We start from the raw sequence: 24,634 nt of genomic DNA on the forward strand, positions 1-24,634 counted from the left end.
ATTGAGGGGCCGCTATTGCGTATTTCGCAACATTAGATCACGCTAATATGCCGGACTTCAAAGCCGGCAAGGCCCGGCTGCTGCCCCCCACCCCAAGCTCCAGCAGCCGGGCCGCCTTCAAGTTAAGCCGATTGAGGATGGCGGCCAGTCTTCAGATGGGGATCATACCGGCGCAGGAATTTGCGCAGCGGCAACTCGAACCGAATGTACATCCGCCAAGCGAAAAGAACTGATGTGGCAGTGCCGATCACGATGATAAGGTCCGGAGGAATCGGAAAAGCGGTCCACACCATCAGAAGCAGCGTTATCGGCAGAGTGTGGATCAGATAGAGCATATAGGAGGCATCACCGAAAACCGTCCAGACGCTCGGCTTCGCGTCGATCTGCATCGTGCCGAAGACGATCATCGCCGCCGGGAGGCCGTAGACCAGCACGCGCTGGAAGCCGTTATCGCCGGCGAGGAACTCCATCGTTCCCCCTTGCGGCGCTATCCCAATGAATCCGACGGCTATCATAGCCGCGGCGCCGATCGGCAGGCACCACACCGCCGGTTTCCACCTAGGCGCATAGGCGAGAACGACGCCGAAACCGAACTCGATGATCAGCGGGTTGCCAAGAAACTGCAGCACCGGACCCACCGAACGAAACATCATTGCGAGGCCGAAGATACCGAGGAGTCCCGACAGCAGTCGCCGGTCGACGAGAACGATTGTCGCGGCAGCGTAAAACAGCATTTCGAAGCACAGTGTCCAGGCCGCAGGCAGTGCTGGCGCGGTCATTTGATCGGTAGCCGGCCATAGCAAGAGCGTCGCCGCCGCGTCCCGCCAGCCGAAGCCGGTTTTGTAGGCGACGATCGCATAGGGGATGCTGATCAGCAGGTAGAGCGGAACAATGCGCCGGAATCGTCTCCAAGCGAAAGATCGCCAAGTCAGACCAGGTGCCGTCTTAGCAATAATCACCCCTGATATGACGAAGAAGATGTCTACGCCCGCGAAGCCGACCACCTGCAAATCGTGAGGTAACAGGCCATTGGATCCGGTGGCCTTAACGGCAGTCTGCGCTGCGTGGACATATACGACCATCAGCGCGGCAACGAAGCGAAGCACTTGCAAAGACCAGATCAACAGGGCGAGTCCTGATTATTGGCCGCTTGGTATGGCGCCACCAAGGAACCGCGGCAAGAGCATGGGGACGCGCCGCGCGTAATCGTCGTACTCTGGGAAGGTTTGCTGAAGAATGGATTCTTCATTTCTCGCGCGTCTATACTGCAAAAAGAACTGAACCGCACCCAAGGCCACCATCAGCATTGAAAAATGCGAGAGGATCATCCCGAGGACGAATACCCCCTCGCAGATGTAAAGCGGATGCCGGACAATCGAATACGGGCCAGTGGTAACCAAGCGTCGAGCCGTCGCCATGAGAGAGAAGGAACGGCCCAGCCAATAGAGACAGAAAATCGAACTGGCCGTACCGATGAAGACCAAGCAGAGAGCCGTCACTTGAGCCGCCTCATTTTGCAATGCCGGCGTCAGGTTCAATGCGAGCAGGATCAAAAATGTTCCAGCTACCGAGGTTACTCTCGGTTCAATTCCCTGCGCAGTTCCCTTTGGCGGAAGGCGGACGATTGTCATCACAAGCTGCAACGACAGAAACACGGTTGACGCCAGTTGAGTAACGATTGCCAGCGAACTTGCTGAGGTATCCTGACGGAAATAGAGGAGCAGAGGCATCGCGCTGGACGTCGCCAAAACCGTCATCGCAAAGATGATGGCAATGCGGCCGAAAAAATCCTCGTTCAACATTTTCATCCCCTCCTTAAGCAGTTATTGAAACATCACTTCCGCGCCCCGACAAGAAAATGGTTTCCAAAGAGTTAACGGTTATGCCGTCTCAACTTTTGGTTAATCTGTCCGACTTATCGTGGCCAAATGCCAAACCTTCTTCCCGTGCTTCGTGTCCTGGCGCCGATCTCGATTGCAATTTCAGCCGTAATGGCGATCGCACTCAGCCCGCACAGCGCAACGTTTGCGTTTTGGTTGACGTTGCCTGTGAATGCGGCTGGATGGCCCGCGCTTCGCACAGCAGAGCGGGCTGCCGCCGTTCAGTTAAGCTGATTCAGGATTCCAGAACTGCTCGCCAACACCACACTTTCGTAGATCAGGAGGGCTGTCGTGCAGATCGCCGCGACCGAGATTGGCACGCCGAACGGCACAACGCCTTTGCGGTCGAGATGCTGAACGTAGAGGCGGAAGGCGCCTGCGGGCAGCAGGAGCGGATTTTTCATGATCCCTGCAGTGACGAGGGCGAAAACCAGTAGCAGCGCGGAAAAAACGGCGAGGTCTTCGCCGCCGGTCAGAAAAGGGACGACCGCTATCAGCTTGACGTCGCCGGCTCCGATCTTGCGGAAGACCCAGAACGGGAACAAGGCAAGAAACAGCACGAGGCCGGCAGACGCGCTCAAGCCCATGTCCCACCACGACCCGGATCGGAGCATCAACAACAACAGCGATCCCACCCCCAGGCAGAGCAGTAGCAGCACATCACGATTGGCAATCCTCTGCGTCGTGAAGTCGAGCCACGCAATCCTGGCGAGCAGAGGGATGGCGAGGGCCTTCAGCAGCAGTGCCTCGACAAGCAGCATACTAGCGCTCGATGTTCTGCACGCTCGACGACAGCAGCTTCAGATTGTTGGCCACGGTCGGATCGTTGGGTGCCAGCTCATAAGCCTTGAGAAAATTCGAACGGGCGTCCTGCAGTTTGCCACGCAGCAGATAGGAATAGCCGACATTGTTGTAGTATTCGGGCGAGGCGCCAACCAGCCGGAAGGCCCTGCTGTAGGCCCGGTCGGCAAGGTCGAAACGGTGGATCCGGTCGCACGATGCGGCCAATCCCATCCAGGCGCCGCCATCATTGGGCGCCAGTTGCGTCGCCTTGAAGAACAGCGCGCCGGCATTGCCGTAGTTTTCCGCGCGGAACTGGTTCTTGGCTTCGGCCACGGCCTGATCCGAGGCATAGTATTCGACGTTACTGACCGTCTTCAATCCGTCGAACGCATCGCCAAAGGACGTGACATCGCCTTTCGAGGGTTCATTGGTGCGCACGACACCGCCTGTGGTGTCCGCACCATTTGTCTGGCAGCCGGCAAGCGCCAACAACAGACTGGCTACGGCTGCGAGGCGCATTGGCCCTGTCATTTTGTCCCCCAAGAGTCGACCGACCCTTTTTTAGAATCAAAGCATATAACCATTTAGAAGAAAATGCCCTTCATGCGAATGATCACTGGCAACATGATGACCATGAGCACAACGGGAAAGATGCACAGCCCCAATGGAATCATCATTTTGACAGGCAGGGCATTGGCACGTTCTTCAGCATGAAGAATTCTTTGTCCGCGCATCTCGTCGCTATAGACGCGCAGCGCTTCCGTCAGGCTGGTGCCGAGCTCTTCCGACTGCCGGAACAGCACGGCCAGGGAGCGCGCCTCTTCCAGCCCGATGCGGTCCGCGAGTTCACGCAGCGCCTCCCGCAACGGTTTGCCGGCGCGCAATTGCAGGTTCATGATCGCAAGCTGGATGCCCAGCCATTTGTGGGTGCCGGCCAGTTCGGCGCCGACACGCTCTACCGCCGCCTCCAGGCTCATGCCGGCGTCGGCACAGGTGATCATCATGTCCATAAAATCGGGAAACCCGCGGCGATAGATCTGTTTTTGCGTATTCTCGAAGCGATCGAGCAGGATAGCTGGAATCACGATGCATGCGAGTCCGAACAACGCGGAACCGGCAAAGGCCATGAAAGCAGGCAGGTGGGGCGGGAGCACTCGTACAAGGAGCGCATAGGCAACCAAAAAGCCGATACAGACCGCGCCCAGTCGCGACAAGGTGTAGATGAGCGGAGCACTGGGTTGATAAAACCCGGCGCGAAAAAGCTTCGCCTCGAGCGCATTCGGCTCGTTGCGTTCCTTCTCCATCGATCGAAAGTAGGCATCAACCGGACGTTGCGCCGAGATTTTGAGCAATTGTTCCTGACCCGCGAGCGAGCGGCGGTCGGCGATGCCTTCCGACGTCAGGCTCTGGGCAACCAGCTTGCGTGTCTGCAACGCCGGCAAGAAGACAAGCGCGCCGAACAGGAACAGCGACACAGCCGCCACGAACACCGCGGTGGAAACCAGGAAACTCAGTCCCTGAATGTTCGATAACAGGTTTATGGCTCGCTCCTGTCAGAAATCGAAATTGACCATGCGATACATGATGAAGTCACCCAGCAGCGCCCACGTTCCGAAGATCAAGAACACCGGCATGACCAGAGGGTCGTGCCATATTTGGCCGTAATATGCCGGAGCGGCGAGCTGGAGAATCAGGAACATTACGAGCGGAAAGAGCGAGATGATCCACGCGGACACCCGGCCCTCTGATGAAAGCGCCCTGATTTTCATTCTGAGTTTCTGACGTTCGCGCAGAACCGACGAAAGATTGGCGAGGATCTCGGTCAGGTTGCCGCCCGTTTTTGATTGGATCGACAGCGACACCGACAGCAGGTGGAGGCCTTCGAAACCTACGCGCTGCGAAAGCTTCCGCACCGCCTGTTCGATACTCAGTCCGAAGGTGATTTCGTCGGAGACGATGCCGAATTCGGTGCCGAGCGGATCGGGCATTTCGCGCGCGACCAGACCTACCGCCACCGATGCCGGGTGCCCTGCCCGCAGTGAACGCACGATCATGTCGAGTGCGTTCGGGAGCTGTTTCGCGAATTTCTGGATCCGTTTATTGCGCGCACGACGCAGAACGAGAAGCGGCAAGGCAAATCCGGTCACCAGAAAAATCAGGATGGAAGGCAATAAGGAAAAATTGAGGAGGAACGAGAACACAAGCGCGAGTGCGATAGCGGAGAGCAGGAACATCGCGGCGAAAGTCAGCGGGTTTCCGGTAACGCCGGACTGGGTATAAAGCCTGTTCAGACCGACCATGCCGAAAAGAAAGTCACCCGTGTCCGTCAGGCCGCGCTCGCGCAGCAATCCTTGCAAGGTCTTTTCGGCCGGAACCTCATCGGACAATCGCTTCAGCCGCCGATTGATCGTGCCGGCACGGGTCCGGCGATCGGCGAAGGAAAGATACAGCGCCTCGCCGGCGAGAATGACGGCCGCGGCCGCGAGCGTGTAAATAAAATACAGCAAGGTCTGGCCGGTGGGCATCAGAGCGCAACCTGAGGATTGAAGGCGTCCTTGGCGAAATGGTGTCCAAGCGTCGCTGCTTCTGGCGCAAAACGTGGACGAACACCGGTGGCGCGAAACTCCCCGACGATCTGACCGTCAACCGTCACCTCGCGACGTACGAAGGTGTAGATTTCCTGCATCTGGACGACGTTTCCTTCCATACCGGTAATCTCCGATATCGATGTCACGCGCCGGCGGCCGTCGGAGAGGCGCTGTGTCTGCACGATGACGTCGATGGCGGAAGCAATCTGCGCTCTGATGGATTCATGCGTCATCGGCATTCCTGCCATGCCCACCATCTGCTCCAAGCGAGATATCGCATCACGCGGCGTGTTGGCGTGGATGGTGGTCATCGAGCCTTCATGGCCGGTGTTCATGGCCTGCAGCATGTCGAAGGCTTCCTCGCCGCGCACCTCGCCGACGATGATACGGTCGGGACGCATGCGCAACGCGTTCTTGACCAGTTCGCGCTGGCGAACCTCTCCCTTTCCTTCGACACTGGGCGGACGTGTCTCCAGCCGGCCGACGTGAGGTTGCTGCAGCTGAAGTTCCGCCGCATCTTCGATGGTGATCAGGCGCTCCCTGGACGGGATGTAGCTCGACAGCGCATTGAGCAAGGTCGTCTTGCCGCTGCCCGTCCCTCCCGAAACGAGGATCGATTTGCGCGCCTGTACGGCGATCCGCAGCAGATCGACCATTGGCGGGCGGATCGAATTGAGCGCCACCAGGCGTTCGAGTGAATATGGATTCTTGGAGAATTTCCGGATCGACACCAGCGGGCCGTCGACCGAGATCGGCCGCACCGCGATGTTGACGCGGGAACCGTCCTCCAGGCGGGCATCGACCATCGGCGCCGATTCATCGACGCGCCGGCCAATGGCCGACACGATCTTGTTGATGACCCGCAGCAGATGCGCCTCGTCACGAAATCGGATGGCCGTTTCTTCAACCAGGCCACGCCGTTCGATGAAAACACGTTTGTGGGTGTTGATCAGGATATCGGTGATCGTGTCGTCCTTGAGCAACGGTTCGATCGGGCCGAGTCCCAGCATCTCGTCGGCGGTCTCGCTGGTAATTTGGTCAAGTTCGCGTGCGTTCAGCGGCACGCTGTGGGTGCGCACGAACTCGCGCACGATCGGGCGGATCTCGTTCAGTATCTCGTCCTTGGATGCCGTTTCGAGCGCGGTTAAATTGAACCGGTCAATCAAATGGCGATGCAGTTCGACTTTCAGCGTCAGGAAGTCCTCGCCTTGCGGCGCCAGATCCACAGTTGCCGGAATTGGCGTTGCAGCGGGGAGCAGCACGCCCGTGATCGGCTGATCGAGCGGCTTTGGCTGTTCAGCCGGCCCTTTGATGAAGCGGCCTAACATCTCGCGCGGGTCCGAAATTCATTTGATAGGAAAGCACTGCTCGGCCCGGAAGTGCGCGAACCGAGGTCCGGCGGATCGTGTCGAAACATGACTGCTTGGTTGGCGACGGTCATGACAAAGGCACCTGTTGTCGGCTGGACAAGCGTTGAACGACTTCCGAATCTGATTGCAGGGGCGGCCGGACTTGGGCAATCCAGCGGACAAATTGAATTGCAACGGCCGCGACTGCCAATCCCGCCAGCACGTCGACCAGATAGTGCCCGCCCTCGGGAAATGTGGCGAGGATCAGCATCGCGTTCAGGGCGCAGACGGGAAGCGAGATATAGCGGATGCCACGCATTGAATAGGCGAAGATCGCGGCCAGGGTGGAGTGGAAGGAAGGGAACGAGACAAGACCTTCGGGATGCTCCAGCAGGAATGGTTTCAGTGTCCGCAAGGCATGAAGCTGCTCAAGGTGCCGCGTCGAGGCGCCGGGACCAAAGGAACTCAAAATCTCCGGCGACGGATGGTAAAACTCAAAGGCACCTGCCGCCGGCACTGCCATCGTGACCAGGCACATCAAGCAACCGGCCACCCCGTAATGCGCGACAAATTCCTCCAGCCGGTCCGACCGAGCGGTCAACGCGAGGATGGCCGGCAGCAGCAACAACTGTACGCTCAAACTGTTGTAGGCGATCGAAAGCACATGATCGATTGATGGATAGTCGTTGAGCAATCTCACATAGGAGACCCAGTCGAAGCCCAAGCCTGCGTCGCCCGCGGCCAGATAGCTGTCCAGCAGTGGACGGCTTGTCGCGGTAGCCAGATAGGTAACGAGCAGAAGCACTAGGGAAAACAGGGTTATAGCGGTCAACGCCATGGCCAGCGCCTGTATCCTGCCAGCGAACTCACTTACCATGTCGCGATGGCGAAAAGGCGTTTTGCGAAGCTGAAGGCGCATCGCTCCAAGGAGCACCCACAGCAAGGCCATGGGCATCGTCATCGCCACATCGAACCAGATAGATTTATTGAGGTTCACGGTCGAGAACGGCAACCAGATCAGATTTGTCACCACAGCTCCGGCAAGCAAGGCTGAAATAAAGGCAACAAGCCCATTTTTCTCGGATTTCGCCATTCCGGTCCATCCATACGCCCGGCGGCCAATTGATATGGCCGCCATCGGATCGAAGGCCGAATCGGCCGCCGAAAGCGACGGGTGCAGGAATGCCCGCCTTTCGCGTTCCATCCGTCTAAGCATCGGCCATCCCGTCCCGCCGCGTTAGGCTTCCCTAAATTTGCAATCCATAAACTAACGGTTAACCACATGCGGGACAAGCGCCCTCGGGTTCGGGAAGAACCAATACTTGCAAGATAGTTAAGATGCGGGTGGAGAAAATATCGTTTTTATTTCTGGATCCCACGCCGCCAAATATGAGCGGCACACCAGGCTTTGGAGGCCCCTGTGCCCCTTGGGTGCTCCGACATCGGCGACCACTCAATATCTGGTTATAACCCCCCAGATATAAAGGAGTATGCAATAGGCCTAAAGTAACTGCCGCTTTATTAGCTGCCAGGCATAATTGTGAACGAATGGTTAAGGACGCTTGAAAAACTAGGCGAATCAAGATCTTGCTGAAATTTAAAGCCGCGCTCAACTCGAAAGTTCATGTATTGGAAAGTTAAGGAACCGTTAATCCCGTTTGACTCCGCAATTTCTCGGGACCTAGGATCGCGGTGACGGGGGATGCTTGGGTATGGAGTTCATCCTGGCTCTGTCTCGTCGGGTTCAAACCTCCAAAGGGAGACATTGACATGAACAAGCTCATGACGATGACCCGGCAGTTCCGCGACGACGAAAACGGCGCTGCCATGGTCGAATACTCCATCCTGATCGGCATCATTGCAGCGGCATCCATCGTTGCGATCATCGCCATCGGCGGATGGGTCGGCAGCCAGTTCACCGGCCTTTGCACGAAGCTTGGCACTAATGGTGCTGCCGGGAGCAGTTGCAATCCAGCTGGTTGATTAGAAACGCCCTGGGCCGGAATCGGCCAAAAAAGGAGGGATAGACATGAAGTCGCTTATCCACGTAGCCAGGCAGTTCCGCGACGACGAAAACGGCGCTGCCATGGTCGAATACTCCATCCTGATCGGCATCATTGCTGCGGCATCCATCGTTGCGATCATCGCCATCGGCGGATGGGTGGGCAGCCAGTTCACCGGCCTTTGCACGAAGCTGAGCGGCACGGGTATCGGCTCTGCTGGCACTGGCACCGGCGCTTGCAGCACGGCTGGTTGATCGGAAACGCCCTGGGCCGGAATCGGCCAGGGAAGGAGAGATTAAGACATGAAGTCGCTTATCCGCGTAGCTAGGCAGTTCCACGACGATGAGAACGGCGCTGCCATGGTGGAATACTCAATTCTGATCGGCATCATTGCCGCGGCGTCGATCGTTGCGATCATCGCCATCGGCGGATGGGTCGGCAGTCAGTTCACCGGCCTTTGCGTGAACCTGAACACCAAGGGCATATCCAGCACAGGCACTGCCGGTGGCACTTGCTAAAAACTTTCTGGGCCGGAATCGCTTGATTTCGGCCCAGGATTCTGCGCTTTGAAGGGGCGGACATTCGCCCGGCGGGCGATGGTGGGGTGGGAAGATGCGCGCTAATACGCTTATCATGATTGTCCTCGCCGGCGTGTTCGGCGTGCTGGCAGTGGTGCTCGCCAATATCTGGCTGGCCAGCCAGCGCAATGCCATGGCGCGGACGGATGAGGTCCCGCGCGACACGGTCGTGGTGGCGGCCGTAGCTTTGAAATTCGGTGACACGCTGACCGACGACAAGTTGCGCGAAATCGCCTGGCCTGCGGGCGCGGTTCCGACTGGCGCCTTCAAGACGACCAAGGAGGCCCTAGCAGGCGACGGCACGCGGCAGGCGCTTCAGACGATCAGCGCCAACGAACCTATCCTCGCCACCAAGATCACTGGCCCGGGCCAGCGCGCCACGCTTTCGGCGGTGCTCGGCGAAGGCATGAAAGCCGTTTCCATCCGGGTCAATGATGTGCTTGGTGTCGCCGGTTTCGTCTTTCCGGGCGACCGGGTCGACGTGCTGCTGACCCGCACGGTGCGTGGCGACGACGGCGCCGACAAGAGTTTTGTCGACGTGCTGTTGCAGAGCATGAAGGTGCTTGCCGTCGACCAGGTTGCCGATGTGAGCAAGGACAGCCCGACAGTCGTCAAATCGGTGACGCTCGAGGCCAGCACCAAGGATGCCCAGAAGCTGACCCTCGCCGCCGGCGCCGGCCAATTGTCGCTGGCCCTTCGCCAGGCCGCCGCCAGCAAGGGCGAGACGACCGAACGGGTAACGCTTTCCGACCTTACCGGCGAAACCCCGGACGATGTTGCGAAGCGGCAAGCCGAACTCGACAAGAAGGCAGCGGCCGAAGCCGCGGCCGCCGAGGAGCGCAAACGCGCCGACGACAAGATCGCGGGGTTGGCCCAGGCCGTGGACCGGGTCGGAAACAAGCTCGACCAGTTGAGCAAGGTAAAGCCGGTGCCTGTCGTGGCGTCGGCGCCCGAGGTGCACGAGGTCGTCAAGGAAGTGGTCAAATATGTTCAGCCCGCTCCGCCGGCACAGGTGACAGTGGGCGTTTTCCGGGGCGTGAAGCTCGAGACATATGACGTGCCGCGACAACCATAACAAAGGCGCGGCGAACGAAATGGGGCTGCCGCCGGCAGCGATCGGGGAGACGGGGATGCAGGGTTTCTGGAGGATAGCGGCGGCCGCGTTGTCTTGTGTGGCGACGCTGTTGCTATCGGGCCTTACGGCCGATGCGGCCGACCGCTTCATCGACGTGTCGAACCCCAGCGTCCATCGTGTTTTCCTGCCGATGTCGCAATCGGTGACGATCCAGGTGAATGCCAACCTCGGCGACATCGTCGTCGGCGACGAGAAGATCGCCGATGCGCAGCCGATGACCGACCGCACGCTCTATGTCATCGGCAAGGGCGCCGGCACCACCACGGTCAATCTCTTCTCCACGGACAAACGTTCGCTCGGCGTCATCCAGATCGAGGTCGGCGTCGACGTCAGCGACATGGCGGCGGCGATCCGCCAGGTTTCGCCAAGGTCGCGTATCGAGATCGGCTCGGTCAACGGCCGGGTGCGGCTTGGCGGTCATGTCAAGGATGGCGCCACCCTGGCAGCGATCATGGAAGTTGCCCAGCAATACGGTCCCGACGCCATCATCAACGCCGTCACGGTGGACGACAGCCAGCAGGTCAACCTCGAAGTGCGCGTGCTCGAGGCGAAGCGCAATGCCGGACGCGACCTCGGTGTGTCGATCAAGAGTACCAACAGCCGGGGCACCACCCGGGTCGGAACTGGTATTGCCACCGTGGACAAGGACGGGGCGGAGCTCGGGGCAGGCGACCTTGTCAGCGGTCTGCTTTCGAACAGCAATCCCTTCGCAGCCTTGATCACGCGCGTCATCGACAGCAACATCAAGGTCGATCTGATCATTGAAGCCCTTGAGGCCAAGGGCGTGGTGCGCACGCTGGCAGAGCCGAACCTGACCACGCTCTCCGGCGAGGCGGCCAGCTTCAACGCCGGCGGCCAGGTCCCCATCCGCAGCGTCGACGCCAATGGCCAGGTCCAGATCGAGTACAAGCAGTTCGGCGTCAATCTGAATTTCACGCCGATCGTGCTCGCTGACGACAAGATCCACATCAAGCTGGCACCGGAGGTCAGCGACCTGACCGGCTTCACCACCGCCGGCGATCCGATCTTCACCAACCGCAAGCTGGAAACCGTCGTCGAACTGCGCGATGGCCAGAGCTTCGCGGTCGGCGGGCTTCTGTCCAGCAAGACCACCAAGCTGCAGAACCAGGTGCCATGGCTCGGCCAAGTGCCTGTCATCGGCGCGCTGTTCCGCAATTCCAGCAACCAGAAGGAAGAAACCGAACTGGTTGTCATCGTCACGCCGCATCTCGTGCGGCCGGTGAAGCCCGGCGAGCAACTGGCGACGCCGCTCGACAAGACCCGGCCCGCCAACGATCCCGAATTCTTCGTGCTCGGCCAGCTCGAAGTCAACAAGGACATGATCCGGAAATACGAGACGGGCGACGGCGTCACCGGCCCCTATGGCCACATGCTCGACTTCAAATCGAAGGACAAGATGCTTTATGTCAAGAAATAGCGCCTTGATCCTCATTCTGTGTGCCGGGTCGCTTTCGGGCTGCGCCGCGGACTATCTGAACCATTACGACACGGTGACCTTGGCCGCCGGCGACACGCAGAAGTTCAACTCGATGCTGCAGACGGTCGATCCGCTCAATCCGGCCTCCAGGAACACGCATATCGAAGGCGACGGCACACGCGCTGCCGCCGTTGCCCAAAATTACAAATTCCCGCCGCCACCGCCGCCGCCACCAGCCATCACGGTCAATGTCGGCGGGTCGGGCGTGACAAAGCAGTGAACTGAACGGAAGGATGCGGATGGCGCCGGGCATGCGAGGGGCCCTTGCGCAAGAGAGCAGAGAGTAAGGTCATGTTGGGGACCATTCGTGCCTTCTGGAACGATCAACGCGGCATAGCGATGATCCTCGTCGCCATCATGCTGCCCGTGCTTATCGGCTTCGCGCTGCTAGCCATCGACATGAGCCGCGCCAACGGGCTGCACAACGACCTGCAGAAAGGCGTTGATGGTCTAGCGCTGGCGGCCGCCGCCGAACTGGACGGTAGAACAGACAGCATCATCAGAGCCAACAGCGCCGTTGCCAACCTTGTCTCGAACGGTACTTTGTTTTCGACGTCTGGCTCTCATGCGATCGTCTTGGCCGATGTTACCGTGACCTATCTGACCGGGATACCAGCCAGCGACGACACGGCTCTTAGTGCGGCAGGCGTCGATGCCAATGGCGTTAACTGGGCAAGCACCGACCCCAAAGCAGTGTCCTTCGCGGAAGTCACCGTGAAGGCGGCCGGCGCAGGTTCCTTCGCGACGATCTTCCCCGCAAGTCTCCTCGGCAGCAAGGATACGATGGACATTCAACCACAAGCGGTTGCCGGCTTCGTTCAATCTATCTGCGAAACGGTGCCGCTTTTCATGTGCAATCCCTTCGAGACAACAGACCCGTCGACCAGCAAGACGATCCAGCAGGCTTTCGCTTCGGGGGATACCTACGGCCGGGAGTTTCGCGTCCTCAAGGTCGATTCCAACCCGGGGCCGGGCAATTTCGGACTGATCGATAACAACCTGAGCTCTTTGCGCGACGCCATTGCGATCGGCACTTCCGGCACCTGCTATAGCCGCGATTCCCTGACCACCAAGACCGGCGTCACCCTCGGCCAGGTCAATACAGGCCTCAATGTCCGGTTCGATCTCTATAGCGGCTCCCTGAACAAGAACAACAAGGATTTCAACTACAGGCCGGCCACCAATGTTCGCAAAGGCCAGAAGACCGGCTGCAGCAAATACGATCCGGTGACTGACAACACCGCGCTACCCTTGCCCCCAGGCGCCAACTACGTCGACGCCAAGGGAATGTCCGACCAGATCGCGTCTCAGGGTTTTTGGAGCAGTTACTGGTCGATCAACCACGGGACGACATATCCGAATGTCCCCAGCGCCACCAACCCGACCGGAACAAAGACCGCGCCAGCTTCCCGATATGACGTCTACAAATATGAGATTTCTCACGGTTTCGTCAGTGACAAGTCATTGGCACCGACCAAGGAAACGGGCGACCCGTCCTGCTACAAGGGCGACGCGCCAACCGTAGACCCAGAACGCCGGTTGCTGAACATGGCCATAGTCGACTGCATCGCCAACGATGACAAACTGAACGGTCACGTCGCGCTCAAGCCTGACGGCTATGTAAGCGTGTTCGTCAACACCCCGGTCCAAAAGCAGGACAACACCAAGGACCCCGAAGATCCTTCAGCCGGCGAGAAGCCAATCAGCCTGGAGATCGTCGACGTCGATGGTGGGTTCGCCAACAACACCCTTGTCGATAAAGCATTCCGCAACGAAGCGCAATTGTACCGGTAGCGTCATGTTCATCACACTGAGGCAGTTCCTCCGGCGATTCCATCACGACGAACAAGGCGCTGCCTTGGTCGAGGTGGCGATCGTCACGCCATTCGTGCTGCTGCTGTCGGCCGGTGTCTTCGAGTTCTCGAACATCTTCAACACGCGCCTGCTTCTCGAAGCAGGCGTCGAGGATGCCTCTCGCTATATGGCGCGCTGCAGCAGTGATTGGGACACTTGTTCAGGATTGGCGACAAACCTCGCAGTGAACGGGGCCGTCCAGGGCGGTAGCGCGAGGGTTACCGGGTGGACCGCGGCTCAGGTCAAGATCAGGAAGGCACAATCGGTCCCGGCGATCGATGCCACGACCGGTACCGAGCTCTATCTCAGCAGCACCGGTACGGTCGTTGTCGTGGAAGTCAGCACCGCGTATCCGTACCCTACTCTGGGCCTCTGGTCTTATCTTGGCTTCGGCGCCCTCACGCTTTCGGTATTCCATCAGGAGCGTGTCCTCGGATGGTGATGTCGCACGACACGTTCTGGAGAAACCAATCCGGCGCGACGATGGTCGAGATGGCCATTGCAATGCCCCTGCTGCTGACTCTTCTCCTCGGCTTCGTCGACTTCGGCTACGCCTTCTACCAGTGGAACGTCGGCAACAAAGCGGTGCAGGCCGGCGCCAGGCTGGCGCAGATTTCCGCTCCGATCGCCAGCGGACTTCTGCTCGAGGCAAAAACACCCAGCGACTCACTGGATGTGGGAAAGGCGGTTCCAGCCAACACTTACAGCTATATCTGTACGGCCAGTGCCGCCGGAGTTGTATCCTGCACCTGTGGAACAGGCGCTACGTGCAAAGACCTCACCGCGAGCCAGGCTGCTTTCGACTTCATTTTCAGCGGCAGCAGCACACGGCCGGGAATGCTGACATTCTTGCCAACTCTTCTGAAATCCGAGGTCCAGATTCAGTACCAGGCTTCGGGCCTCGGCTACTGGACACGCCCAAGCGGCCCGGTGCCAACGATCACCGTCAGCGTTGTCAATCATCCCTTCCAGTTCTTCTTTCTGGCCGGGTTTCTCGGATTCGGAACCATCACCATGCCCTCGATGCTGAGCACGGTCACGGGCGAAGACATGAAGAGCACCTGGCCATGAATGCCATCAACACCAAGGTCCTGCCGACCAAGCGAAAGCAGGTCGCGCTGTTTTCGTCGGATCCGAATTTCAAGCGTGATGTCGCAACGCGGCTCGATGCGCTGGCGATCTATGACGTGCGGATCTCGGAGACCGGTGATTTCCTCAAGGGGCCGCCCGCCGATACGCGCCCGGGCATCGTCATCCTCGATCTCGGCGATGGCGAATTGCTCGCCAGCCCTGGCATCGTCGAGGCGCGCGCGCTGTGGGCGACGGTGCCGCTGATCGCGGTTTCCAATGAGTTGACGTCGGAGCAGACGCGCGTGCTGGTGCGCATGAACGCCTCCGACTGGCTGCACAAGCCGCTCGACGGCAAGGAACTGCTCAACGCCGTCACCTTCCACGACACCGGCAGCCAGGGAGCGAAGAGCCGCATCATCACCTTCATCAGCGCCAGCGGCGGCGCGGGTGCCACGACGCTGGCGCTCTCGGCGGCGGAGTTCCTGGCCTCGAAATCGGCCGAACGCGCGGCATCGACCTGCCTGGTCGATCTCGATTTCCAGAGCGCCAATTGCGGCGCCTATCTCAACCTGTTCAACCAGTTCGATCTTGCCGGCATCATCGGCCAGCCGGATCGGCTCGATGTCGAACTCATGGACGTCATCAAGCTGTCGCGACCGTCCGGCCTCACCCTTTATGCCTTCGAGCGGCCGCAACTGCCATTCGAGCCGCAGGGCGCCGATTTCGTCTTCCGGCTGCTGGACCTTGTCGCCTACCGGTTCGACGACATCGTCATCGACCTGCCCAACCTCGAAACGCCCTGGCACGATTCCGTGCTGTCGACGAGCGACGAGATCTTCATCGTCTTCGAACTCAATGTCGCTTCGCTGCGGCAAGGCAAACGGCTCTACAAGAAGATCCGCGAGCTGCGCGGCAACGCCGTCAACATCACCCTGGTGGCCAACAAGCACAAGCGCAAATGGTTCGGCAACCACTTCTCGCGCAGTGAACTGGAGAAGATCTTCAAGGCGCCGCACATCAAGTCGGTCGCCCTCGACAATGCGCTGCTGGCCGACGCCTTGAACCGCGCGATGCTGCCGTCGGAAGTGGATGGGCGGGCGCGCTTCAACAAGGATCTGAAGAAGATGTTCCGGGAGCGGCTCGGCGATGCGGCCCGCTAGCCATCCCCGCTTTCGGCTGGCAGCCGCCTGCCTTGTCGGCCTGGCGCTGGTGCTTGCCGCCGCACAGATCGCGTCGGCGGGCAGCCGCCCGCCATTGCCGGCCATGGGTCCCAGCCTGCGCAAGATGGTGGCGTTTCCCACCGCCGAGACCGTTGGAACCATCATCATCCGCAAGCAGGAAAAAGCGCTCTACCTGGTGACCGGCCAGGGCAAGGCGCTGCGCTACCAGATCAGTGTCGGACGGGATGGATTTGGCTGGACGGGTACGGTCCAGGTGGGGGCAAAGACGGAATGGCCCGAATGGCGGCCGCCCCGGGAAATGCGTGCCCGGCAGCCGGAGTTGCCGGAGATGGTTCCCGCGGGGCCGTACAATCCGCTCGGCGCCAGGGCGCTCTATCTGCTACGGGATGGTCGCGACACGCTGTATCGCATCCATGGCACCAACGACCCTTCCGGCGTGGGTTTCGACGGGACGTCGGGCTGTTTTCGCCTGACCAATACCGATGTCATCGATCTTTTCAGGCGCGTGCCGGTCGGCACCAAGGTGGTGGTCCAATGACGACGATCAGCGATCCGGACGAACTGGTGGCAGCGGTGGAACCGTTATTGCTCGACAAGGAGAAGAGCCGGTCCAGACTTGCCGTTGCCGTTTGTGTCGGCCTGACGCTGTTTGCTCTTCTGAACGCCACCGCGGCCGTCTACCTCTACCGTGGCATCAACGACCTGCGGGCGCTTGAGGCGCGGCTGGAGGACCTCGGCCAGTTCGAGCAGCGAATGAGCGCGCGGCTGGATACGGTCAACAACGGATTTCAAAGCCGGTTCGAGGCGTTGGATGATCGGCTGCGGGCGAGCTTCGGCGAGGTCAACGCCAACATCGCCCGGCAGGCACCGGAAATGTCGGGAAATCACGGTGGCGACGAGCCGCGCGTCGTGGAGCTTTCCCCGCCCGTCGAAGCGCCGGCGGCAGTTGCCAGCGCCTCCGAACCGGACGCCCAGCCTGCCGTCGAGGACCTGCCGCGGGCGCCTCGAAGGAGGCCGGCTCCGGCGGTGCCTCCGGCGCCAAGCTCCAACTACCAGCGGATCGTATCCCCCGAGGGCAAGGTCACCTATCACAAGATAAACTGATGCATTGCCGCCCAAAAGTGATTTCGGTTTTGGGACAACGGCACTAGAAATCTCTCTGCAGTGCCAGAACCCGGACACGCCGCGATTCAACGCGCATCCTGAGCTCACCCAGATAGGCAAAGTGACAATAGGCGCACGCCGCCACTCCCATGACCGACAGCAGGCCGTTCAGCCAGGTGAAGTCCATCACCAGTGAGAATTGAAAGCCGCTCGGCGCCGTAAACGCGGCAATGGTGCTTGCGGTCTGCGAGTGGCCGCCGATGAAAATCATCGATGCCGCGACGATCAAGGTGCCATGGTTGGCAAGAAAGAAAGCCGCCGAGCTTCTGGCCCGACATGCCACCCAGCAGACTCCCAGGACGGCGCCCAGCAAGGCAAAGTCCAGGCCCATCGACCCCGCCAGATAGAAATCGACCTGTTGCCAGAACATGCCGGACGACGGGTGCAAGGCAAGCCAGATCCTCCACATATTGGCGCTTGCTGGATAGGTTCCGAGCAGGACCGTGGCTATTCGCTCTGTCGCCAGGATCAGCAGGACAAAAGCCGGAAAGGCGAAAAGTAAGAGTGGTTTGCGCTTCATGATGCCCTCGCAATCTGGCGGCAGATTACGCCACATGGGTTGCGCGAGACTTAACGGGACGTTTTGCATTTGTATCGGCAACGGTCGGCAAGTGCGGGCGAAGACGGCGGCCTTCACCCACAACCTCAGCGGGTCCGGGTTATGTGCCATTTTTGCTACATTCCGCAAACTTATGCTCGGAACCGCCCCTCCTAGTACAACTAAATCAGTAAATACTAACGCAATATGCGATTTTGCCGGATATTGAGCAAAGCCAGCTGGGGTAGTTTGGGTTGCAGCGCTCTTCAAAAAAGGCGCGGGAAACGTGGGTGGGAAAATGAAGACGACAGGTTCTTCGACCATTGGCAAGCGCCTTGGTCTTTTGGTGACGGTATCGCTTCTGGCTTGCGGCAGTGCCGATGCCCTGACGCTGAAGGAGGCCATGGCGGTCGCCGTGGAGTCCAATCCCGAGATCGGCCAGGCCATCGAAAACCGCGAGGCGATCGAATTCGAATTGCGTCAGGCGAAAGGGCTCTATCTTCCCAGTGTGGACGTGGAAGCATCCGCCGGGGCTCGCCGCCTGGACAACTCGTCCCGCCGCGCGCTTTCCATCGACAAGGACAGCCTGTATCCAACCGAGGCCGATGTCGTGGTTTCGCAGACGGTCTATGACAGCGGCGCAAGGCGGGCCGAGATGAACCGCCAGGCCTCGCGGGTCGATGGCGCTTCGTTCCGCGTGCTGGAGCGGTCCGAATTCATCGGGCTCTCGGTTGTCCAGGACTATCTTGAATATATGCTGCAGGCTTCAATCGTCACCGAAGCGAAGAAGAACCTGGGGTTCCATCAAGCAATTCTCCACGACATCAAGGAAGGCATTGCGGGCGGCGGATTGAACGAAGCCGATCGGCAACAGGCGGAGGAGCGGCTGTTTGCGGCCAAGGCCCGCATGCAGGAAGCCTCGGAAGAGCTGGAGGCTTCGAGGATACGGTTCTTCAAGACTGTCGGGAAGCCGCTGACCAATGCGTCGAGGCCAGGCGATGTTTCCGCTGCGCTGCCGAAATCGCTGGATGATGCGCTGGGCCTGGCGCGGCAGAATAACCCGCGCGTCCACATGGCCAACAGCGATATCGACGCTGCGGCCTCGCTGGTCGACGCGGCCCGGGCGAAATACGGCCCCTCGATTGTCGCCGAAGGCACTGCACGGGCTGGATATGACATCGACGGCGATAATGGCGACACATCCGACCTGCAGGCGCGTCTGGTGTTGCGCTGGAACCTCTATCGGGGCGGGATAGACAAGGCCAATGAGCAGGAGCAGATCCGTCGCACCAGCGAACAGCGGCTTGCCCTGCATCAGGTCCTGCGCGAAATCGAGGAGGCTGTCCGCACTTCGTGGGATCGCCGCTTCCGGCAAGCCGATCTGGCAAAGACCCTGAAGCTGCAGGCCGCCACCAATGAGAGGCTGGTCGCGTCGTATCGCGAACAGTTCAAGGTTGGGCAGCGCTCGCTGCTCGACGTGCTTGACGCGCAGAATACGCGTTTCAACACGGCGACGCTGGCCGATACCGCCTCGTATGCCTCGCTGTTCGCCCAATATCGCTTGCTGGCAGCGACGGGACAGCTTCTGAAGACGATGGATATTCAGCCGGCCAAACAGGCCACGGCCTATGCGCAGACAGAGTTTGCCGTTCCGCCGACAGCGGACACCGAAACCTACGCACGGACGCCGTCGGAGCAGAAGAACGATCTGCCTTTCGACATCCTGGCCCCGGTAAGGAAGAAATGAGGTTTGACTGAAGTCCTGGCGGACGGGTCGTGAACAAGCAGCCAAATATCCTGACCCCTAAAGAGGCCTTCAAGGCCTGCTTTTCGGCGGTTGCCGCTTATCTGGGCCGGCCGAGCGCGGAAACCGTGCTTTTTGCCGGGGTGCCTGTTTCAGAGACGCGCATCGAGATCGCCGAGATCAGGCATCTTGCCGAGCGCATCGGCCTCGAGGTCAAGGAGTTCAATCACCGCGACTTCCTGAGCGGTCGTGTCGATCTTCCGGCGATTCTCTTCCGTGCCAGTCAATTGCCCATCGCCTTGTTGTCGGAAATCGACGGTGGAGACTATCTCACCGCCCCGCAGGAAGACGGGCGCACGACCATGGGCAGGTCTGAACTGGCCGCGAGTTACATCATCGGCGGCGCGTCCTTCTCGATCACCTACGCCAACGCCACCGAGGCAATGAACGTCGGTTCGGCGCAGAAAATCGAACGGCGCCATTGGCTGACGGGTACGATGGGCGCTTTCTGGCGCACCTATTCGAAGGTCGTCCTGTCGGCGATATTCATCAATCTTCTGGCCATTGCCTCCCCGATCTTCACCATGAACGTCTATGACAGGATATTGCCCAACAAGGCGATATCCACGCTCTGGGTGCTGGCGATCGGGATCGGCGCCGTCATCCTGTTTGACCTGCTTCTGAAGACAGCGCGGGCTTCGCTGATCGACTATGCCGGACGAAAGGCGGATCTTCGGATATCGTATCTTTTGTTCGAAAAGGTGCTCAATTCGTCGCTGTCGGCGCGCCCTGGCTCGACCGGCGAATACGCAAATCGGGTCACTCAATATGAGTTCGTGCGAGAGTTCTTTACCTCGAACACCATCAGCGTCTTCATCGATACGGCCTTCGTCTTCGTCTTTCTGCTCGTCATCTACGCGATCGGCGGGTGGCTGGTAATCATACCGGCGCTGGCCTTCGTCGCATCCGTCATAGTCGGCCTGGTCACGCAGCGGCGCATCGGCAAGCGGGTGGCCGCCTCGATGAACGAGGCTTCGCAACGCCAGGCCCTGCTGGTCGAGTCCATTTCCACTCTGGAAACAATCAAGTCGCTGCGCGCCGAAGCGTATCTCTTGAGGAAATGGGGAGAGCACTCGAAGAACGCCGCCAACACATCCGAGAAGATCAAGCAGCTTTCGGCGGCCGCGGGAAACATCACCCAAGCCATTCAGCAGCTGGTGACCGTCGCCCTGGTCGTGGCTGGCGCCTATGCCTTTTCCGAGGGGCACGTCTCGACAGGAGCGATCATAGGAACGGTGATGCTGGCGAGCCGTGCCGTGGCTCCGCTCGGCCAGATCGCAATCACCCTGTCCAGGTTTCGCCAGGCCATGCTCTCGTTGAGGATGGTGAACTCGATCATGGCTCAGCCGGAGGACCGGCCGGACACGGTTGGCTTCGTCAACCGCCCCATCCGCAACGGCGCGATGGTGTTCAAGAATGTCGGGTTCGTCTATCCCGGTTCGGAAAACGAGGTGTTGTCCGGCCTGAATTTCCCGGTGAAACCGGGAGAGCGGATCGGCATCATCGGCCGTATAGGATCGGGCAAGACGACGATGGGGCGGCTGATCGGCAGGCTTTTCCTGCCGACCTCTGGAGAGCTTTTGCTGGATGGCATCGATATCCGCCAGTATCACCCTTCGGAGGTGCGCCGCGCCGTAGGCATTGTCGCGCAGGCCGGCGATCTGTTTTCGGGCACCATCAAGGAAAACCTCCTGATGGCACATCCGGAAGCAACCGACGAGCAGATCATCGAAGCCGCCAAGGCCGCCGGCGTCGATGAATTTGTCTCTCGCCACCCGCGCGGCTACGACATGAATGTCGGCGAGCGAGGCACCAATCTCTCCGGAGGTCAGAGGCAGACCGTGGCGATTGCACGACTGCTGCTGACCAAACCGAAAATTGTCTTCTTGGACGAGCCGTCGGGCTCGATGGATCTGGCCTCGGAGCGGCAGCTGATAAAGCAGCTCAAATCGGCTTTTGACCGGGATACGACGCTGATCGTCTCAACCCACCGCTTCAGCATGCTCGAGTTGGCCGAACGGCTAATTGTCATCGACCAAGGCCGGATCGTTGCCGATGGACCGAAAGAACAAGTCATTCAAGCGCTGCAGAAAAACAGCGCCTGAAGAAGAGAACCACGTCGAGCCCGGTCTCGACGTAATGGGGCATGGGAAATGCTTGCAAGGGAAGACCGCCCGCCGCTTTTTGCGACGGCGTCCATATTCATCATAGCGGCGCTCTTTGTCGCATTTATTGCTTGGGCGTCCTTTGCCGAGGTGGACGAAATCGCGCGCGGTGACGGCAAGGTCATACCGGCCTCGAAGACCCAGATCATTCAAGCCAGCGAGCCCGGTGTCGTTCAGGAAATAGCGGTGCAGATCGGCCAAATCGTCAAAAAGAACGATCTTATCATACGCCTCGACAACACGTTGAATACCTCCAGTCTCGGTGAACAGCAGGCGAAGGCGCGTGCGCTTGAAGCGCGCATCGCCAGGCTCAAATACGAACAGACCGGCAATCTCGCGGGCTCGTTCCCTTGCCCCCAGGACATACAGTCGGTTGCTCCGCAAATTTGCGACAATGAGCAAAACCTGCTCGTCGCCCGGCGCGAGAACTTTGACAACAAGCTGTCGGTACTCAAGTCGCGCCTCGACCAGCGCCAAAGGGAACTGGACGAGGCGAACGCCAATTCCGAGCGCCTGATCAAGAACCTGGCGGTAAGCGACCAGCAGACGAAGCTGGTCGAGTCGATGGCAAAGAAAGGCTTGATGGCCAGAACCGAGCAGCTGAAGGCCGAGCAGCAGCAAACCGAACTCAACGGCCAGTTGAATTTGGCCGGCGAGACGATAAGGAAAGCCAAGTCGGCGATCACCGAAGCCCAGCTCCAGGTCGATGAGCTGGGCCTGCAGTTGAAGCAGGAGGCACTGGGTGATCTGACACAGGCGCTCGCTGATCTTTCGGTGGTGGATGAGACCATCCGCGGTGCAACCGACAAGGTCGCACGCACCGACATCCGCTCTCCCGTGGACGGCATCGTCAACACGCTGGAGCTGAACACGGTTGGCGCCTTCGTGCAGCCAGGGGCCATCGTTGCCGGAATCGTGCCCACTTCCGAGACATTGCTGGTCGAAGCGCGTGTTTCGCCACGCGACGTCGCCTTTATCCGCCCGGATCAGGATGCCCTGATAAAGGTCACCGCCTACGATTTCTCGATCTTCGGCGGCATCGAAGGCAAAGTCTCCAACATCACCGCGGACAGCCTTGTCGACCAGAAAACCGGAGAGCCGTACTACCAGGTTCGTGTTGCCACCGAAAAGTCGACGCTCGAGAGAGATGGAAAGGCCTATTCGATCATCCCCGGCATGATCTGTTCGGTCGACATCAAGACCGGGCGCAAGACAATCCTGACCTACCTTTTGAAACCGATCAACAAGGCGCGAGAGGAGGCAATGAGTGAACGATAGCGTCGCCTCCTCCCCTCCACCCCAAGGTGCCCGGCCGCTCCTGCCCCTCGCAACAGAGGATTTTGGGCTGGAATTCCGGGTTGTGACGCGCGGTGGCGTACGGCGCGGCATACGGCTGGAGCGGGCTTTCTGGATTTCGCTCAAGCAGATGGCGGAGAACAGGCGATGCACGATCGGTATGCTGATTGACGAAATCGCTGGCAATCACTCCGAAACGGGAAACCTGACGTCGGCAATTCGGGTGGCTTGCATACGCGCACTTGCGAACGAAAACCTGACTTTGCGCAAGCTGGCATCGATCAAAACAGTCAACGCCATTCTGGTCGCTTGTCCCTCGCCCGCCTTCGCTCTTGCATCGTCGAAGAAGATCCTGACGTTCAATGCGGCTTTCCAGCAATTGGTCAAGCGTCAGCTGCCCATGACGCCGAACGATGACGCGCGCCAAGACCTCAAGCTGGCATTGGACATCGGTGTGGCCGACATATTCGCGCGCCTCGACGCCAACGGCGAAACCCCGGTGACAAGCGGCTTCGTCATTGGCGCCGGCGAACGTCGCTATCGAGGCCAGTTGAACGCGGTGCGCGCGCCTGTGCTGGAGCCCGAATTGCTGATGGCGTTTGTCTTCAACGGCTGACCACTCAATGCGGATTGGAGGCGTCCGCCCTGGCTGTCACTGACCATCCGTCAAACCCTCGCCGGGTGCGACCGACTGGAAGCCACCCTTGAGGTCGGCCACTTGCGCGGCACCGGCTTTCGTCCCGTGAATCCAGGCCCGGTCGGTGCTGAACGAATACAGCGGCTGATAGTCCGGGAGGTCGCTATCCCTGAGGACCTTGTTGCCAAGGCTGTCCAGAATGAACGCGCCGCTTGCGGTGCTTACCGCAAGCACGGCATGAAAGAACCTGCGCTTGCGATCCTGGAGCACCACCAGCGACATGCTTTGCGCCGGAATACCCGCCTGCAGCAACGCCGTCATCTTGAGAATGGCAAAATCCTCGCAGTCGCCAGCGCGATTTGCAAGAACCTCCGAAGGTTTCGCCCAATAGTCGAGCTTGCCGTATACGTCGATGTCGCTTTTGTAGGCGATGAAGTGATTGATGCTGCTGTTGACGAACGACAGTTTTTCGCTGAAGGGCTTGTCCCGAGCGATCGAGACGATGTTGGCGAAAATCTGGCTCTTGCGTCCGCAATCGCTGTCCGGCGTGCAACTGGATATGGCCTGGTAGACGGGTGCCCAGCGCGCCGAAACGGGAAAATTATGCATGGACAGGGCAACCGATCCGAACACACCCGGGATGATCGTCGCCGTCTGCATGGGGTCGATACCGGGGTTGTCTTGGGCCGTCGACGTGCCGGTTCCGCCATCCGCGGAAACGGGACCGTAGCCGTTCAAAGCAATGCCGATCTGGCCAATGCTGATCTGGCCAATGCTGACCTGATAAGACGCGACGGGCTGCCAGGATTGATACCGCTGCAGGGAGATGCCGCCGAGACAAGGCGGCGCCTGAACCATCTCCAGGGCCGGCTTCGCGGGAAGGGAACCCTTGAAAACCTGGCTGGCAAGGGCCGGCTGCGCCAGGCCCGCGAGGCCAGCCGCCAGCAGGAGCAGTTTGATTCGGGTTGTTCCCGGAACATTTTTTTGTTTTTTCATAACGCCCACCTTTGACTGTGGACGCTACCAACCCTGTCTCAAATTACTGGAAAGGAAGGTGGGTAACTTTCCAAAAATATGCATCAGCTATTTTGTGTAAAATTTTATTCACAT

The 24,634-nt window shown here is 59.6% G+C and carries 26 protein-coding genes; 16 read left to right on the forward strand and 10 right to left on the reverse strand.

The features are described from left to right. Positions 1-122: 122 nt before the first annotated feature. The 8 genes from FJW03_RS22300 to FJW03_RS22335 form a co-directional block, all read right to left on the reverse strand. A complete protein-coding gene (locus FJW03_RS22300; protein WP_140699026.1) occupies positions 123-1,124 on the reverse strand; it encodes an acyltransferase family protein in 1,002 nt (333 codons plus the stop codon). A 15-nt stretch (positions 1,125-1,139) separates the two neighbouring features. Next, positions 1,140-1,802: a methyltransferase family protein gene (locus tag FJW03_RS22305; protein ID WP_140761080.1), complete on the reverse strand. Its 663-nt coding sequence runs from the start codon at positions 1,800-1,802 to the stop codon at positions 1,140-1,142. A gap of 299 nt (positions 1,803-2,101) precedes the next feature. After that, positions 2,102-2,641 carry a prepilin peptidase gene (locus FJW03_RS22310; protein WP_140761082.1) on the reverse strand — a complete coding sequence of 180 codons (540 nt, stop codon included), beginning with the start codon at positions 2,639-2,641 and terminating at the stop codon, positions 2,102-2,104. A 1-nt stretch (position 2,642) separates the two neighbouring features. Beyond that, positions 2,643-3,194, reverse strand: coding sequence for a tetratricopeptide repeat protein (locus FJW03_RS22315; RefSeq protein WP_181165757.1), 552 nt, complete (start codon positions 3,192-3,194; stop codon positions 2,643-2,645). Between the two features lie 53 nt (positions 3,195-3,247). After that, complete coding sequence (locus FJW03_RS22320) at positions 3,248-4,198, reverse strand: type II secretion system F family protein (protein WP_140613035.1); 951 nt, start codon at positions 4,196-4,198, stop codon at positions 3,248-3,250. 18 nt (positions 4,199-4,216) lie between these two features. Further along, positions 4,217-5,188 carry a type II secretion system F family protein gene (locus tag FJW03_RS22325; protein ID WP_140761084.1) on the reverse strand — a complete coding sequence of 324 codons (972 nt, stop codon included), beginning with the start codon at positions 5,186-5,188 and terminating at the stop codon, positions 4,217-4,219. Next, a complete protein-coding gene (locus tag FJW03_RS22330; RefSeq protein WP_140761086.1) occupies positions 5,188-6,579 on the reverse strand; it encodes a CpaF family protein in 1,392 nt (463 codons plus the stop codon). The genes FJW03_RS22325 and FJW03_RS22330 overlap by 1 nt, the downstream gene beginning before the upstream one ends. Before the next feature lie 109 nt (positions 6,580-6,688). After that, entirely contained in the window at positions 6,689-7,816 is a 1,128-nt protein-coding gene (locus FJW03_RS22335; RefSeq protein WP_140761088.1) for a phosphatase PAP2 family protein, read from the reverse strand. 554 nt (positions 7,817-8,370) lie between these two features. Here FJW03_RS22335 and FJW03_RS22340 point away from each other — a divergent pair. From FJW03_RS22340 to FJW03_RS22395, 12 genes are all read left to right on the forward strand, one after another. Further along, complete coding sequence (locus tag FJW03_RS22340) at positions 8,371-8,583, forward strand: Flp family type IVb pilin (RefSeq protein WP_140761091.1); 213 nt, start codon at positions 8,371-8,373, stop codon at positions 8,581-8,583. Between the two features lie 46 nt (positions 8,584-8,629). After that, the gene (locus tag FJW03_RS22345; RefSeq protein ID WP_140761093.1) at positions 8,630-8,857 is read left to right on the forward strand and encodes a Flp family type IVb pilin; all 228 of its coding nucleotides are present in this window, start codon (positions 8,630-8,632) and stop codon (positions 8,855-8,857) included. 48 nt (positions 8,858-8,905) lie between these two features. Continuing rightward, positions 8,906-9,121, forward strand: a complete 216-nt coding sequence (locus FJW03_RS22350; RefSeq protein WP_140761095.1) for a Flp family type IVb pilin — start codon at positions 8,906-8,908, stop codon at positions 9,119-9,121. A gap of 94 nt (positions 9,122-9,215) precedes the next feature. Next, positions 9,216-10,256: a Flp pilus assembly protein CpaB gene (gene cpaB, locus FJW03_RS22355; protein WP_140761097.1), complete on the forward strand. Its 1,041-nt coding sequence runs from the start codon at positions 9,216-9,218 to the stop codon at positions 10,254-10,256. A gap of 55 nt (positions 10,257-10,311) precedes the next feature. After that, positions 10,312-11,754 carry a type II and III secretion system protein family protein gene (locus FJW03_RS22360; RefSeq protein WP_140761099.1) on the forward strand — a complete coding sequence of 481 codons (1,443 nt, stop codon included), beginning with the start codon at positions 10,312-10,314 and terminating at the stop codon, positions 11,752-11,754. Between the two features lie 4 nt (positions 11,755-11,758). Beyond that, positions 11,759-12,034, forward strand: a complete 276-nt coding sequence (locus FJW03_RS22365; RefSeq protein ID WP_226890433.1) for a hypothetical protein — start codon at positions 11,759-11,761, stop codon at positions 12,032-12,034. A 71-nt stretch (positions 12,035-12,105) separates the two neighbouring features. Then, a complete protein-coding gene (locus FJW03_RS22370) occupies positions 12,106-13,608 on the forward strand; it encodes a TadE/TadG family type IV pilus assembly protein (RefSeq protein WP_140761101.1) in 1,503 nt (500 codons plus the stop codon). A gap of 4 nt (positions 13,609-13,612) precedes the next feature. Continuing rightward, positions 13,613-14,110: a TadE/TadG family type IV pilus assembly protein gene (locus tag FJW03_RS22375; protein WP_181173152.1), complete on the forward strand. Its 498-nt coding sequence runs from the start codon at positions 13,613-13,615 to the stop codon at positions 14,108-14,110. Continuing rightward, entirely contained in the window at positions 14,104-14,739 is a 636-nt protein-coding gene (locus tag FJW03_RS22380; protein ID WP_226890434.1) for a TadE/TadG family type IV pilus assembly protein, read from the forward strand. The genes FJW03_RS22375 and FJW03_RS22380 overlap by 7 nt, the downstream gene beginning before the upstream one ends. Next, complete coding sequence (locus FJW03_RS22385) at positions 14,736-15,899, forward strand: AAA family ATPase (RefSeq protein ID WP_140761105.1); 1,164 nt, start codon at positions 14,736-14,738, stop codon at positions 15,897-15,899. The genes FJW03_RS22380 and FJW03_RS22385 overlap by 4 nt, the downstream gene beginning before the upstream one ends. Beyond that, positions 15,886-16,458, forward strand: a complete 573-nt coding sequence (locus FJW03_RS22390) for a L,D-transpeptidase (RefSeq protein ID WP_140761107.1) — start codon at positions 15,886-15,888, stop codon at positions 16,456-16,458. The genes FJW03_RS22385 and FJW03_RS22390 overlap by 14 nt, the downstream gene beginning before the upstream one ends. After that, positions 16,455-17,024: a hypothetical protein gene (locus FJW03_RS22395; RefSeq protein WP_140761109.1), complete on the forward strand. Its 570-nt coding sequence runs from the start codon at positions 16,455-16,457 to the stop codon at positions 17,022-17,024. Before FJW03_RS22390 ends, FJW03_RS22395 begins: the two co-directional genes overlap by 4 nt. A 43-nt stretch (positions 17,025-17,067) precedes the next feature. Here the strand turns inward: FJW03_RS22395 and FJW03_RS22400 are convergent, their stop codons facing one another. Next, positions 17,068-17,604, reverse strand: coding sequence for a hypothetical protein (locus FJW03_RS22400; protein WP_140761134.1), 537 nt, complete (start codon positions 17,602-17,604; stop codon positions 17,068-17,070). Between the two features lie 316 nt (positions 17,605-17,920). Between FJW03_RS22400 and FJW03_RS22405 the strand changes: the two genes are divergently transcribed. The 4 genes from FJW03_RS22405 to FJW03_RS22420 are packed head-to-tail and all read left to right on the forward strand — an operon-like array spanning position 17,921 to position 23,503. After that, on the forward strand, positions 17,921-19,369 hold the full coding sequence (locus FJW03_RS22405; protein ID WP_140761111.1) for a TolC family protein: 1,449 nt from the start codon (positions 17,921-17,923) through the stop codon (positions 19,367-19,369). 29 nt (positions 19,370-19,398) lie between these two features. Next, positions 19,399-21,531 carry a type I secretion system permease/ATPase gene (locus tag FJW03_RS22410; RefSeq protein ID WP_140761113.1) on the forward strand — a complete coding sequence of 711 codons (2,133 nt, stop codon included), beginning with the start codon at positions 19,399-19,401 and terminating at the stop codon, positions 21,529-21,531. Positions 21,532-21,579: 48 nt separating this feature from the next. Then, on the forward strand, positions 21,580-22,869 hold the full coding sequence (locus tag FJW03_RS22415) for an HlyD family type I secretion periplasmic adaptor subunit (protein ID WP_140613017.1): 1,290 nt from the start codon (positions 21,580-21,582) through the stop codon (positions 22,867-22,869). Next, the gene (locus FJW03_RS22420) at positions 22,859-23,503 is read left to right on the forward strand and encodes a ribbon-helix-helix domain-containing protein (protein ID WP_140613016.1); all 645 of its coding nucleotides are present in this window, start codon (positions 22,859-22,861) and stop codon (positions 23,501-23,503) included. The genes FJW03_RS22415 and FJW03_RS22420 overlap by 11 nt, the downstream gene beginning before the upstream one ends. 36 nt (positions 23,504-23,539) lie before the next feature. Here FJW03_RS22420 and FJW03_RS22425 read toward each other — a convergent pair whose 3' ends face one another. Further along, positions 23,540-24,520 carry a transglutaminase-like cysteine peptidase gene (locus FJW03_RS22425; RefSeq protein ID WP_140761115.1) on the reverse strand — a complete coding sequence of 327 codons (981 nt, stop codon included), beginning with the start codon at positions 24,518-24,520 and terminating at the stop codon, positions 23,540-23,542. Positions 24,521-24,634 lie beyond the last annotated feature (114 nt).

The sequence above is a fragment of the Mesorhizobium sp. B4-1-4 genome, assembly GCF_006439395.2.
In the GTDB taxonomy this organism is placed as follows: Bacteria; Pseudomonadota; Alphaproteobacteria; order Rhizobiales; family Rhizobiaceae; genus Mesorhizobium.